The 14356-nt window shown below is 41.7% G+C and carries 10 protein-coding genes; 8 read left to right on the top strand and 2 right to left on the bottom strand.

Annotation, left to right across the window (positions count from 1 at the left end; genetic code table 11):
• The first annotated feature begins 101 nt into the window (after positions 1-101).
• Positions 102-602 (top strand): hypothetical protein, encoded by a 501-nt coding sequence (locus BCY91_RS12785; RefSeq protein ID WP_120182437.1) that lies wholly within the window; start codon positions 102-104, stop codon positions 600-602.
• Between the two features lie 19 nt (positions 603-621).
• Here the strand turns inward: BCY91_RS12785 and BCY91_RS12780 are convergent, their stop codons facing one another.
• Entirely contained in the window at positions 622-1242 is a 621-nt protein-coding gene (locus BCY91_RS12780) for a Uma2 family endonuclease (RefSeq protein WP_120182436.1), read from the bottom strand.
• Positions 1243-1282: 40 nt separating this feature from the next.
• Positions 1283-3028 carry a M61 family metallopeptidase gene (locus tag BCY91_RS12775; protein ID WP_120182435.1) on the bottom strand — a complete coding sequence of 582 codons (1746 nt, stop codon included), beginning with the start codon at positions 3026-3028 and terminating at the stop codon, positions 1283-1285.
• A gap of 155 nt (positions 3029-3183) precedes the next feature.
• Here BCY91_RS12775 and BCY91_RS12770 point away from each other — a divergent pair, with 155 nt between their 5' ends.
• The 7 genes from BCY91_RS12770 to BCY91_RS12740 all read left to right on the top strand — a co-directional run bounded on the left by BCY91_RS12770 (position 3184) and on the right by BCY91_RS12740 (position 14311).
• A complete protein-coding gene (locus BCY91_RS12770) occupies positions 3184-3660 on the top strand; it encodes a MarR family winged helix-turn-helix transcriptional regulator (RefSeq protein WP_120182434.1) in 477 nt (158 codons plus the stop codon).
• Between the two features lie 27 nt (positions 3661-3687).
• Entirely contained in the window at positions 3688-4761 is a 1074-nt protein-coding gene (locus BCY91_RS12765) for an efflux RND transporter periplasmic adaptor subunit (RefSeq protein WP_120182433.1), read from the top strand.
• Between the two features lie 3 nt (positions 4762-4764).
• A complete protein-coding gene (locus BCY91_RS12760; RefSeq protein WP_120182432.1) occupies positions 4765-7863 on the top strand; it encodes an efflux RND transporter permease subunit in 3099 nt (1032 codons plus the stop codon).
• A gap of 7 nt (positions 7864-7870) precedes the next feature.
• Positions 7871-9181: a TolC family protein gene (locus BCY91_RS12755; protein ID WP_120182431.1), complete on the top strand. Its 1311-nt coding sequence runs from the start codon at positions 7871-7873 to the stop codon at positions 9179-9181.
• Between the two features lie 45 nt (positions 9182-9226).
• A complete protein-coding gene (locus BCY91_RS12750) occupies positions 9227-9619 on the top strand; it encodes a response regulator (RefSeq protein ID WP_120182430.1) in 393 nt (130 codons plus the stop codon).
• Between the two features lies 1 nt (position 9620).
• Entirely contained in the window at positions 9621-10475 is an 855-nt protein-coding gene (locus tag BCY91_RS12745) for an N-acetylglucosamine kinase (RefSeq protein WP_120182429.1), read from the top strand.
• 71 nt (positions 10476-10546) lie between these two features.
• Positions 10547-14311 (top strand): S8 family serine peptidase, encoded by a 3765-nt coding sequence (locus tag BCY91_RS12740; RefSeq protein WP_120182428.1) that lies wholly within the window; start codon positions 10547-10549, stop codon positions 14309-14311.
• Positions 14312-14356: the final 45 nt, after the last annotated feature.

Genomic DNA, 14356 nt, shown 5'->3' with positions numbered 1-14356 from the left:
CAATAGCTAATGCAATCCTATATTTGCGGGCGAAATTGTCAAATTTATTACAAAGGCTTAGGCTTTCACAGCAATGAGCAGAAGCCTTCATATTTATCAAGATGAAACGTTTTTTTTCTATATTAGCACTTGCTTTTTTATTCACCTGCGGTTGGCAACAAACATCTTTTGCCCAAGCCAATTACGCCACCGGGCTTGGGATTAGGATTGGTGGCTACGAGAACGGCTTAAACATCAAATATTTTTTGGATTCTGAAACTGCCTTAGAAGGGGTTTTAGGATTTAGACCCGGTGTATTTAACGTAACCGGATTTTATGAAAAACACGCTGTTGCTTTTGCAGAACCTTCTTTAAATTGGTATTACGGCGCCGGTGCGCACATAGGTGCAATTAGTGGCGACCGTTACTACAAAAGCTATGGCAAAGATCGCTATTACGCTAATGACGGCATTTTGCTTGGCGCAGATGGTATTTTGGGTTTAGAATGGCAAGTGACAGATTTACCTATATCTACAGCTTTGGACCTTCACCCGCGTTTAGAGCTGGCGCGCGGGCCTTTTCTGAATTTAGAACTTGCTTTGAGCGTACGCTATACGTTTTAATAAATTACTGGATGTGGGTTTAATCTTCAAAAAGTAAATCCACGTCCAGTTTAAAACCGCGTAAAACTTTAGATTCTGCTTTTTCCGATAATGTCAGAAGTTTTGAAGCACGGTATTTTCCATCTTCATCTAAACTATAAATTAGCAGCGTTTGTTCGCTAGGGCTTACCACCCAATATTCCTTAACACCAAACTCTTCGTATAGCTGATATTTTAAAAGCAGCTCTTTTTTGTTATTTCCCGGTGATAAAATCTCGACCACCAAATCCGGTGCGCCCAAACAGCCCCTATCGTCTAGCTTTGTTTTGTCGCAAATTACGCACAAATCAGGTTGTAAAACGGTGAAAATCTCTGAGTCAGTTTTACTGCCCGTAGGAAAACGCACGTCAAAAGGTGCAACGTAAACTTCGCATGGTTGCTTGTACAAAAAATTCCCAACTTCTCTAAACAGATTAGACAATATCTTCTGATGATAGCGCGAAGGCGCCGGCGACATTTTAAATATTTTACCTTTTATCAGCTCTAACCTTTCATCAAAAAGCCAGTTCAGATAATTTGCGTAGCTGTACGTCAAAGATTCGTCCAGCTCGTTTAACGTATAAACGGGTTCTTCTTCAACAATGTACTTCTTTTGTTCCATGTTTAAATATACAATAAACCGAAATATAATCAGCTAATTTTTACAGACTTAACCATTTCTCTAACACGGCTTTTTGCTTCTCCGTAGGATTTTCTATTTGCCTAATGCTGTATTTTTTAGAAGCACTTGGTTTAAGTTGTACCTTGATGCTTTTTAGAATGCCATCTCTGTTAATTAAAAAATCTAGTTCCTTTAGCTCCTTTAAACCATTTACATAATCCAGTGCATTGCTTACGCGTTCGCCATTTATAGCAATAATTTCATCATTTACGTTTAAACCGGCAATCCAGGCTGCGGTATTGCGGCTAACGGTTGCTATTTGGCTGTCATTGTCTTTTGATAAACTGATACCCAAATAAGGTTTTTGCTGATCTGCATCTTGCACCATCAGTTGAAAACCCGCATAATTCAAATATTTTGCAAAAGGCAAATCCTCGGTGCCATTGATGTATCGCTTGTAAAAATCGTCGAGGTTTTGTTTGGTATATTTTTCTAATATGGCTTTAAATTCCGCATCGCTATAACCGCGGTTTTTCTTTTTGTAATACTCGTTATAGGCAAAACGCATCGCATCATCTAAGCTTAATTTAGCGTCTGATGCGTTAATGATAGCCAGATCCAGCAAGCAGGCAATTAAAGAGCCTTTATTGTAATAAGAAACTGTGGTATTGGCACTGTTTTCATTAGGGCGATAAGCTTTAATCCAAGCATCAAAACTGGCTTCGCTTAAAGATTGGGTTTTGTTGCCTAAGCGGTTTTCTACCGCATTAATATCACTTTCAATGATGTTTAACCATTCGTTAGGCGTGTAAATTCCAGCTCTTTGTGTAATTAAATTATCGTAATAGGCGGTAAAGCCTTCGGCAATCCACAAATTAGTGGTGTAATTTTCGGCATCGTAATTAAAAGGACCTAAAGCCATGGGCCGTAAACGTTTCACATTCCACAAGTGGAAATATTCATGCGCAACCAGGGCTAAAAATGACTGGTAAGTTTCCCTGTCCTTATAACCGTCTCTACTTGCTCCTAAAACGGTGGAATTCAAATGCTCTAAACCGCCTCCGCCAGTTTTGTAGTTATGAACAATAAAAACGTAACGTTTGTTCGGGTTTTCGCCAAAAACGGCTGTCTCGCGTTCTACTACTCTTGCCATATCTATTTTAAGCTGGGCTTTATCATAATTACCGCCACCAACCATAGCCACTTCGTGCATTACCCCTGCAGCAGTAAATTCAAAAATATCTTGGTTGCCTACCTCAATGGGTGAATCAAACAGCCAATCAAAGTTTGGCGCGTAATAAGTGAAAGCTTGGTCGCCATAGCTATCTAAACCCGTAGAAACTTTTTTCCAGTTTTTGGCAGGTATAATCCGGACAATTGAGGCTTGATTGATGCCGCCATCTGGATACATAAATATACCTGTGGGCGACAAAAACGCATGGCTTTCATCAACGAAACTAGTGCGTACGGAAATCTCAAAACAGTAAACCCTGTAATTAACGGTGATTGATTTTTTGCCACGGACATTAACTTTCCAAGCATTTTTAGTGATTTTTTCTGATGCCAAAGCCTCCGCGCCCGCTTTAGCGTAAAACGCTTCTACGTTTTTCGGGAATTCACGCACCAAATATGAACCCGGCGCCCAAACCGGCATTTTTAAAATTAACTCGTTCCCGCTAAGGTTATTTATTTCCATTTTCACATCCGCATAATGCGCTTGCGGCTCGGTAAAAGAAACTTCAAACACGATATTAGGCTCTGTTTTAGCCTCAGATTTTAAACTCATAAAAAATAAAATGCAGGTGATAACAATCAGTGATTTTCGCATAGCGGATGAAATGAATTTCTTAGCGAAACTAGATATTTTATTCCTTAAATCAGGAAAATGTAATATAGTTGATACCTACAACTAAACCTGTAACAAATATATATTTTTGAAAAATGACACTAACCAAGCCTGTGGAGCATCCTTTTATTCATCATTTGGTGATGATTACTAAAAAGTACCTCAGCAATTTTGCAGATTTAACTGCCGAGATTCCATTAGAGCGCTACCACTATGCCTTGCTTTATATTTATGAGCAAAAAGAACGCTTAACGCAACAAGATTTAGCTGAATATTTTAGGGTTGACAAGTCTTTTGTGGTAAATATGATTGACTATTTGCAAAAAAGCGGCTTTGTATACAGAGAAACTAGCGCCGAGGACCGCCGGAAACATTTTATAAAGCTCACCGATAAAGCCTTGGAATACATCCCGAAAATTAATGCCGCCTATAAAGAAAGCAACGATTTGGGTTTTACCAACATCAGCGAAAGCGATAAAAAAACATTTTTTGCCGTAATACAGCAATTAGCAAGCAACCTAAACAACAGTGAACATATTGTTACGCTAGATTATAAAAAATCTAAAGTTTGATAATTAAAAATACAACAGAAACCAGATATGAAGATAAAATACGTGATTTATGCTTTAATAGCCATTTTGCTGGCTTATTTAATTTATAACCGTTTAAGCGCCGATAAAAAAAGCAACGCTTACAAAGCCGGTGGAAACAGCGGAGCAAATAAAATATCGGTAAACGGCGTAGTAGCCAAAGCAGAAGATTTCGCCGATGAGGTGAACGTATCTGGCACTATTGAAGCCAATGAGCAAGTGGAAATCAGAAGCGAAATCTCGGGATTAATTAAAAGCATCAATTTTAAAGAAGGTTCTAACGTAAGCAAAGGTCAGCTGTTGCTAAAAATTGATGATAGCGAGCTACAAGCGCAATACGCACAGGCCTTAACCAAAGAAAAGCTGGCGCAAGAAACCGCCGACCGCGCCGGTAAACTCCTAAAATCAGAAGCCATCAGCCAAGAAGAATACGATAATGCGGCCGCCGAGCTAAAATCGCTACAAGCGCAAACACAGCTAATTCGCGCGCAACTTGCTAAAACATCTGTACGTGCGCCATTTTCGGGCCGTATAGGTTTACGCAGTGTTTCCAACGGCGCCTACGTTACCCCAACGCAAACCATTGCCAATTTGGTAAGTAGCAATCCGGTTAAAATCAGTTTTTCTGTACCCGAAAAATACAGCCAAATGGTAGGCGATGGCGCAAATGTAAACTTCACTGTTTCTGGCTCTAGCAAGGTTTACACCGCTAAAGTTTACGCCAAAGAACCCGCGGTAGATATTAACACACGAACCTTAGTAATTAAAGCCTTAGCGCCTAATGCTAATAATGAGCTGATTCCCGGAACTTTTGCCAACATCCAAATTACCCTGAAAGCTATTAAAGACGCTATTTTAATCCCGTCTGTAGCCGTAATTCCGGTTTTAAACGGCAAACAGGTTTATGTAAGTGAAAATGGCCTTGCTAAAACGGTTAAAATACAATCAGACGTGCGTACCGCCGACCGTGTTTTGGTAAGTGAGGGTATTTCTGTGGGCGACACCATCATTACCAGCGGCATTATGGCTTTAAAAGAAGGTGCACCTGTAAAAGTAAATGTAAAAACGCCTGCAAAAGACTAAGAGATGAGTATATCTACCACCAGTATAAAACGGCCGGTTTTGGCCATTGTGATCAACCTTTTACTCCTTATTTTCGGGATTATTGGCTTTGCGTTTTTAGGTGTGCGCGAGTATCCTTCTATTGATCCGCCGGTTGTATCTGTGCGCACCAATTATCCGGGAGCAAACTCGGATATTATTGAATCTCAGATTACCGAACCTTTAGAAAAATACATCAACCAGATTGATGGAATTAAGAACATCTCCTCATCCAGCAACCAAGGCTCAAGCTCCATCACGGTTGAATTTAATTTGGATAAAAACTTAGAAGAAGCGGCCAACGATGTGCGCGATAAGGTTTCGCAGGCATCGCGCAGTTTGCCTAAAGATATAGACGGCTTGCCGGTAGTTTCTAAGGCAGATGCCAACTCAGACGCCATCATTTCCATGACGATCCAAAGCAACAAACGGGATATTATGGAGTTAAGCGATTATGCCGAAAACGTGATTGCACAACGTTTACAAACCATCCCAGGTGTTTCGTCTGTGCAAATATGGGGGCAAAAAAAATATTCTATGCGTTTATGGCTAGATCCTGATAAATTGGCGTCTTACGCTTTAACGCCTTTGGATGTGCGCAACGCGTTAGACAAACAGAACGTAGAGCTCCCCTCGGGTAAAATTACCGGCGCCAACACCGAGCTAACCGTAAAAACCGTTGGTAACCTGGGCGATGAAGAACAATTTAACAACCTGATTGTTAAAAACGACGGCGTAAACATTATCCGTTTTAAAGATGTGGGCCATGCCGAACTAGGTCCCGAGAACGAAGAAACCATCCTCCGCTCGGGCAATACACCCATGGTGGCCACAGCAATTGTACCGCAACCGGGCGCAAACTATATCAACATTGCAGATGAGTTTTATAAACGTTACGAAGAGCTGAAACACGAACTTCCGGATGATTTTAAGCTCAACATTGCGATGGATAACACCATATTCATCAAACGATCTGTAACTGAAGTAGCAGAAACGCTAGGCATAGCTATAGTATTGGTAATCATTATCATATATTTATTTTTTAGAGATTGGAGCATCGCTTTTAGACCTTTAATTGATATACCTGTGTCTTTGGTGGCTACCTTTTTTATCATGTACATTTTTGGCTTTTCCATTAACGTGCTCACCTTGCTGGCCATTGTTTTGGCTACCGGTTTGGTGGTGGATGACGGGATTGTGGTTACCGAAAATATCTACAAAAAAGTGGAGGAAGGCATGTCGCCTTTTGAAGCGGCCATAAAGGGTGCTAACGAAATATTTTTTGCGGTAATTTCCATCTCTATCACGCTGGCAGCAGTGTTTTTGCCCGTAATTTTCTTGGAAGGTTTTGTGGGCCGCCTGTTTAGGGAATTTGGAATTGTAATTGGTGCGGCGGTATTAATTTCGGCATTTGTGTCTTTAACGCTTACGCCGATGTTGAACGCCTACTTAATTAAAGGCACTGCAAAATCTAAGTTCTACATTAAAACCGAGCCGTTTTTTGAACGGATGAACAATAGCTATCACAAGTCATTAGAGAAATTTTTGAACAAGCGTTGGCTGGCCTTCCCTATTGTGGTAGTTTGTTTAGGTTTGATTTTCTTGTTTTGGAAAGTTTTGCCCAAAGAAACCTCGCCGTTGGACGATCGTAGCGCACTTTCACTTTCCATTACTGCGCCAGAAGGTTCGTCTTTTGAATACACAGACGATTACATGATGCAGGTAAACCAGCTGATTCAAGACTCGATTCCCGAGATGGCAAATAGCTTATCCGTAACGTCGCCGGGCTTCTCGGGTTCTGGGGCTGCTAATACCGGATTTTTCAGAATCAGGCTAAAAGACCCTAATGAGCGCGAACGTTCGCAACAAGAAATTGCCAACGCATTAACGCAAGATTCGCGGAAGCTAAACGGCGCAAAAACCTTCGTTATTCAACAGGCCACCATTTCAGTGGGCCGTTCGCGCGGTTTGCCTATCCAATTTGTGATACAGGCGCCAAACTTTGAAAAACTTCGCGAAAAACTCCCGCTGTTTATGGATGAAGTGAACAAAAACCCGATTTTCACCAATACAGACGTTAACCTTAAATTTAACAAACCCGAGCTGTACGTTTCTATCGACCGAAACAAAGCACAAGATTTAGGGGTTTCCGTGTTGGATGTTGCGCAAACTTTACAACTTTCTTTAAGCGGGCAACGTTTTGCTTATTTTATTATGGGCGGCAAACAATACCAAGTTATCGGGCAGTTTGACCGTAACAAGCGAAACGATCCATACGATTTAAGCTCTATTTATGTACGCAACAACGAGGGTAAGCTCATCCAACTGGATAACCTGGTGCAGGTAGAAGAAAAAAGCAGTCCGCCACAATTGTACCGCAACAACCGTTTTGTATCTGCAACGGTATCTGCGGCGGTAGTACCCGGAAAATCCATTGGTGATGGTATAGATGCCATGCGGGATGCGCAAGCTAAAGTACTGGATGATAGTTTTTCTATTGACCTGGCCGGAGAATCCCGAGATTTTGCAGAAAGTAACTCTAATACCATTTTCGCGTTCGGCTTGGCCTTGCTTTTAGTTTATCTGATTTTAGCGGCGCAGTTCGAGAGTTTTATCGACCCCGTAATCATTATTTTAACCGTACCAATGGCTGTTGCAGGCGCATTTTTCTCGCTATGGCTATTAGGCCAGTCATGGAACATCTTTAGCCAAATTGGCACCATCATGTTAATTGGTTTGGTAACCAAAAACGGTATCCTCATTGTCGAGTTCGCTAACCAGCTTAAAGAAAAGGGAATGCCGGTGGCCCAAGCCATCCGCGAAGCATCTGTTTCAAGGCTACGGCCAATTTTGATGACCAGTTTAGCCATTGCCTTGGGCGCCTTACCAATTGCCATGGCGCTAGGCGCGGCGGCCAAAAGCCGTATGAGCATGGGAACCGTAATTATTGGCGGTACTTTATTTTCATTGATATTAACCTTGTTCGTAATCCCGGCTATTTACTCGTACTGGTCCAAAGAACATAAAGAATCACGTGCAGAAAAAGCAGCGCGCGAAATTGAACTAGCCGAACGAAACGCATAATACAACCATGAAAAATCTATTGAAATATAGCTTGTGCCTGCTTTTTTTGCCTTTTGGCGATGCCAGTGCGCAACAAATATTAAGCTTAAAAGAGGCGGTGTCCATCGCACTAGCAAATAATTACGATATTAAGCTGAGCAATAACGAAAACGAAATTGCTGAAAATGATTTGCGCTATGGCAAAACCGCTCTGTTGCCAAGCCTTACAGGCAATTTCAGCAACAGCGGCAACATCCAAAACACGCAGGTAGATTTGGCCAACGGCGACTCGCGCGAAGCAAACAATGCCAAAACAACTAATTTGAATTACGGCGTAACGCTAAACTGGAAAATTTTTGATGGTTTGCAAATGTTCGCAAACTATGATCGCTTGCAAGAATTACAAAAACTAGGCGAGCTTAACGCCCAGCTTACCGTACAAAACACCATTGCAGATGTTATTGCAGCTTATTATAGTTTAGCAGCGCAAAAAAAACAGCTAGAAGCAACGGAAACGGCGCTGGAGGTTTCGCAAGTGCGTTTAAAAAATGCACAATCGCGCTACACTTTAGGCAAGGGCGCAAAGCTAGAGCTATTGGCCGCAAAAGTGGATATGAATACCGATACCACTCAATTGCTGATGCAGCAAGACGCCATCAAATCTGCCAAAGTAAGATTAAACCAGTTGCTATCCCGCGATTTACAGATTGACTTTGATATAGATGATGATATTTTGATAGATCAGAGTTTAGTTTATCAGAATCTGAAAAACCTGATAGACACCCAAAATCCGGATTTAAGAACGGCAGAAATAAACCGTAGCATTTCCGAAATTTATATAAGGCAGGTAAAAGGGGCACGTTTACCGGTAATATCGCTAAACTCGGGATACAACTTTGCAAAAAGCACCTCGCCTCCTACCGGCTTCGCCTTGCGCTCTAACTCGCACGGCTTAAACTACGGCGTTACGGCATCCCTAAACATCTTTAACGGATGGCAACAAAACCGGGCAGAAAAAAATGCCAAGCTATCTTTAGATAACGCCAATTTAGATTACGAGCGCGTAAAGCAAGATGTAAACGCGCAATTGCTAACCAGCTACCAAACCTACCAAACCAGTTTACAACTGATTACTTTGGAAGAAAAAAACGTAGCCGTTGCGGAAGAAAATCTGAAAATCACATTAGAAAAATATCGCTTAGGAAGCATTGTGCCGCTTGAGCTTAGGGAGGCGCAGCGCAATTATATGGACGCCACTGCGCGCTATTCAAACGCACTTTATCAAGCTAAAATTAGCGAGATTAGCCTAAAGGAGATTACAGGAAGCATTGCTTTATAAAGCTTTCATATTTAGTTTTTATATATTTGTTGCATAAAGTTTCTTATGCCAAATTTTAGGTACCATAAAGCATTACTGATAGATGATAATTTTGTTGACAACATGATCAACGAGAAAATCATGGTTTCGTCTGATTTCGCAGAAGAAGTCATCATCAAACAATCGTGCGAATCGGCACTCAACTATCTACACGATCTGGAAAAAAACAACCAGAACCTGCCGGAGGTAGTTTTTTTAGACATCAGAATGCCAATAAAAACCGGATTCGATTTTTTAGTGGAATTCCAGGATTTACAATCACCAAATAAAGCCGACGTAAAAATCGTTATCTTATCGTCTTCTTTAGATCCTAAAGATCATAAAAAAGTGATCGAGTTTAATAACGTTACAGATTTTTATGGCAAGCCCTTAACTTCAGAGCTGTTAAAACAAATTTAAAATGCTTCTTGTTGCCGACGGCGGTTCATCTAAAACCGATTGGATTTTACAACCTCAGAATAACCAAAACCCTCAAAAATTTGCTACCGGTGGCTTAAACCCCTTTTTCTGGACAGAGAAAGAAATGATCAGAAGTTTAAATGCTTTTAAGCCATTTAACGCCGTTGCAGACCAAGTTAGCGAAATCCATTTTTTTGGAGCGGGCTGCAGCAGTCCCGATCGGCGCGAACTGGTTTCAAACGCTTTGAGCCACCGTTTTAAAAATGCGTTTGTAGCAGTAGAAACAGATTCCCTAGGTTCGGCAATTGCCTGTTGTAAAGATAAACCCGGCATTGTTTGTACTTTAGGCACCGAGTCTAACGTGTCTTTTTACAACGGTGAAGAAAACTTCCCCAGCAAATTGGGCTTAGGTTACATCTTGGGCGAAGAAGCTTCCGGCACTTATTTCGGCAAAATTTTAGTTACCGATTTTATATACGAGCGGGCGCCAAAAGAAATTTTAAAAGCTTTTGATCGCGAGTACAGGCTCAACAAAGAGACGGTAATCCGTAATTTGTATCAAAAGCCGATGCCCAACTATTTTCTGGCTTCTTTTGCCGAATTTTTAAGCATCTGCTATGATCATCCTTACATCCAAAACTTATTGTACCGCGGTTTCGACGAGTTTGTAAAAACCCACATCCTCCTATATCCAGATTATAAAAACTACAATTGCCATTTTGTAGGGAGTATTGCCTTCCACTTCCAGGAAATTTTGAAGAGTGTAACGGACAGCTACGAGATTAATTTTGGAGGCGTGTTAGAAAAACCTATCGATGAACTTTTTGCATGGATTAAAGAGAAAGAAGGCTTTTAAACCTTGCCAGCGTTCATTAATAAGACGAGCATTTTTTTGTACATTCACATATCTATAAACAAACGCCCTTTATGCAAAAAAGCTTTATTGTAGGATTGTTAACTGCCAGTTTTTTGTTCGCCGGTATCGCGCAAGCACAACAAATACTGGTAAACCAACAACAAAGCACCAAGCTGCAAGCGCTAAAAACCGATTTTGATTACAGCCACAAAGTAAATAGGGAAAAGGCCTTCGCAATGGCAAAAGAAAAAGGCTGGTCTGTTTTTAGGATACAGCCAAACGGCACTATTGTTTCTTTACAGGGTGTAGATGATTTAGGTTTCCCCATCTATTTAAAAACCTACAACAACAGCACGGCTGCAGCCACTACAAAAACAAACAGCTTATACAATGGCGGAAGTTTAGGGCTTAACCTCAACGGCTCGTCCAACAGTTTGATTGGAAAAGTTGGCATGTGGGACGGAGGTTTAATTTTAACCAGCCATCAGGAATTTGCGCCCAACCGAATTGAGCAAAAAGACAATCCTACAGCATTAAGCTCGCACGCAACGCACGTAGCCGGAACGTTAATCGCGAAAGGAATTTATCCCGAAGCCAGAGGGATGGCCTGGGGTTTACAAAAACTTTACGCTTGGGATTTCACCAACGATGCCAGTGAGATGACACAGGCCGCAACCGGTGGAATGCTGATATCAAACCACTCTTACGGATACATTGCCGGCTGGGATTATAATTTTGATGCCAATCCGCCCCGTTGGGAATATTACGGCGTGCCGGGCAGTAACGAAGATTATAAGTTTGGCTTTTACGATGGTAGCGCCCGCGATTGGGACCAGATATGCTACAACGCTCCTTATTATTTGCCGGTGGTTTCTGCCGGGAATAGCAGGAACATGAACGGACCAGCCGTAGGCGAAGAATATTACGGTTATGAGAGTGCCAGCAGCTCTAAGTTTGTAAGCAAAGGAAAAAGACCGGCAGGCATCAGTTCTAATGATGGTTACGATATTATAGCTACCACGGCCACAGCTAAAAACATTTTAACGGTGGGCGCAGTTTATGGCTTGCCTTACGGCGCTAACTCGGCATCAGACATTCAAATTTCTAGCTTTAGCAGCTGGGGACCAACAGATGACGGGCGTGTAAAACCCGATTTAGTGGGCGACGGCGTTTCCATCACCTCCACCGGTAGCGATAACTTTAAATCTTACACAACTTTAAGCGGCACCTCTATGGCATCGCCTAATGTGAGTGGCTCTTTAGTATTATTGCAAGAATATTACGCGCAACTCAACGGTGGCAACTTTATGCGGTCGGCAAGCTTAAAAGCCTTAGCCATTAATACTACAGACGAAGCCGGGCCTGCCATTGGTCCCGATTATATTTATGGATGGGGTTTGCTAAATACAGAAAGTGCCGCAACACTGATTAAAAACAACGGCACAAAAAGCTTAATAAGCGAGCGCAGTTTAGCACAAGACGAAACTTATACTTTGCAAATTACCACCTCCGGCTTTGGTCCTTTAAGAGCAACAATTTGCTGGACGGATCCCCAAGGCACCGCCAATACCGATGGAACAATAAATAACCGGACGCCAAAGTTGGTTAACGATTTAGATTTACGATTAACCAAAGGCACCACCACCTATTTTCCGTACAAACTGGATCCAACTAAACCAGCAAACCCAGCAAGCACGGCCGATAATATTGTTGATAACGTAGAACAGATTTATGTGGCAGATGCTACGCCGGGCCAAGTTTATACCTTAAAAGTTTCGCACAAAGGCACTTTAAGCAAAGGTCCGCAGAAATATAGCCTTGTGGTATCGGGCATTGGCGGAAACACCTATTGCAGCTCTGCCCCTAACCTATCCGACGGCGCAATTATAAGCAAAGTGCAAATTGGAAGTTTTGTAAATAACATCCCTTTAAGTTGCCGAACCTACAGTGATTTTACCAATTTGATGCTTGATTTAGAGAAAGGAAAAAGCTATCCTTTTAGTTTAGATTTAGCGTCATGCGGCGGCAATGCAACTAAAATTGCGAACATTTATATAGACTGGAACAATGATGGCGATTTTGACGATACTAACGAATTAGTAGCGCAATCTGCTGTTTACAGCGCAAATGCAACCTTCAGTGGCAATATTAACGTACCTCAAGATGTGAATTTAGGAAATTACAGTCTGATGCGTATCGTGTTAAACGAAACCAGCAATGCCAATGCGGTAACGCCATGCGGCACTTACACCAAAGGAGAAACGCAAGATTATAAAGTGCATTTTGCCAAACCGAGCTTGGATGCAGGAATATCTGCGTTTAGCACCTCTTTTGAAAACCTCTGCGCCGAAAGTGAAAAACGTTTCACCGTAAAAATCAAGAACTTTGGCAGCACGGCAATAAGCAATGTGCCTATCAACTTGGTTTTATCCAGCAATAGCACTATTATTAAAAGCGTCACCGAAACCTTTACGGGCGTAATTAGTCCCGGAGCAGAAACAGAATTTACTTTCTCCGCCGGTTTTGATTTGCAAACCAACACGGCTTACGTCCTTGATGCAAAAACAGAACTTTTGGGCGATCAGGTTGTGGCAAACAATTCAATCAGCAGAAGTTTTAATACTGTTAACCCCCAAAACCCCGATGATTTAAGCGCAACTGCTTGTGATAATGCATCGGGCTATTACCAATTGAACGGAACTGGCGACGGCACGCTGTTTTGGTATAGTAGCGCAAATGCCAGCTTGCCTTTCCAAGTGGGCAACCATACTTTCACAGATAAAAAACCGGTAAACAACACATTTTACGTTGGCTTAAATGATTTTAAGGCAAAATTTGGCGCAGCGGATAAAAAAACCTACGGAGGCGGCCAATATTCGGGCAATTTTGGACCTAAACCCATCATCAGCGTTAAAGCGCCAATGGTTTTAGATAGTGCGCGTTTATACATCAGCCAAAGCGGGCAAATCACTTTTACTGTAGAAACTACAGACGGGCAAATATTAAGCGCTAAAACAATTGACGTTACGCGCACCAAAACCACAGCAGATGTAGAGGTGGCCGCTAACCTTATTGCGGATGACCCTAATGACCCGGGTAAAATGTTCAAAATCGGTCTAGAGTTTCCGGCAGCAGGCACTTATCATATCGGTATCGAGTTTAATGGCGCTACCATTTTCCGTAGCAACTCTGCCGTGAACAATTTGCCCATGGCTTTAGAAAACGACATCATACGTTTGCTAGGTGCTTACAATCCAGACAACGGAACTACAATTACTTCATCCTATTACTACTTTTACAACATGTTGTTTAAATCTTTGGGTTGCTCTAACTTTACACGCAGCCCAGTTGTTTTAAGCAAGCCCAACATCAGCCAAAACGGAAATATCTTAACTACAACTACCGCTTTTAAATACCAGTGGTATTTAAACAATGTGGCTATTAGTGGCGCTACCCAGCAAAGTTATGAAGCAAAAGTATCGGGCTTGTATAAAGTAGAAGCTATCAGCGAGTCGGGATGTACGTCTATGTCTGATGCTTTCAATCATATTTTTAATGCTGTAGAAACTCATGATCCGGCAGAAATTGGTCTGTTAATCTACCCTATTCCGGCATCAGAAAACTTAAACTTCAAATTTGAACTTTCGAAACGCGAAAACCTCGAAATTAGTTTGCTCAACATCAACGGACAAATTGTATTTAAACAGTCATACGGGAAAGCAATCGGGAAAATATCGGATGCGATTGATGTACGCAGATTTGCTTCCGGCAACTATGTACTCAGCATAAAAGTTGCCAATAAAGTCTACTCGCAAAAAATCACCATAGTCCATTAATTTATTGATAGTAGATTGTTTTTCGCTTAAAATCCAAAAACTAAA

Source organism: Pelobium manganitolerans, from assembly GCF_003609575.1.
Lineage (GTDB): Bacteria > Bacteroidota > Bacteroidia > Sphingobacteriales > Sphingobacteriaceae > Pseudopedobacter > Pseudopedobacter manganitolerans.
Note: the sequence above shows the minus strand (reverse complement) of the source record. Positions and strands in the feature narration are given on the sequence as shown.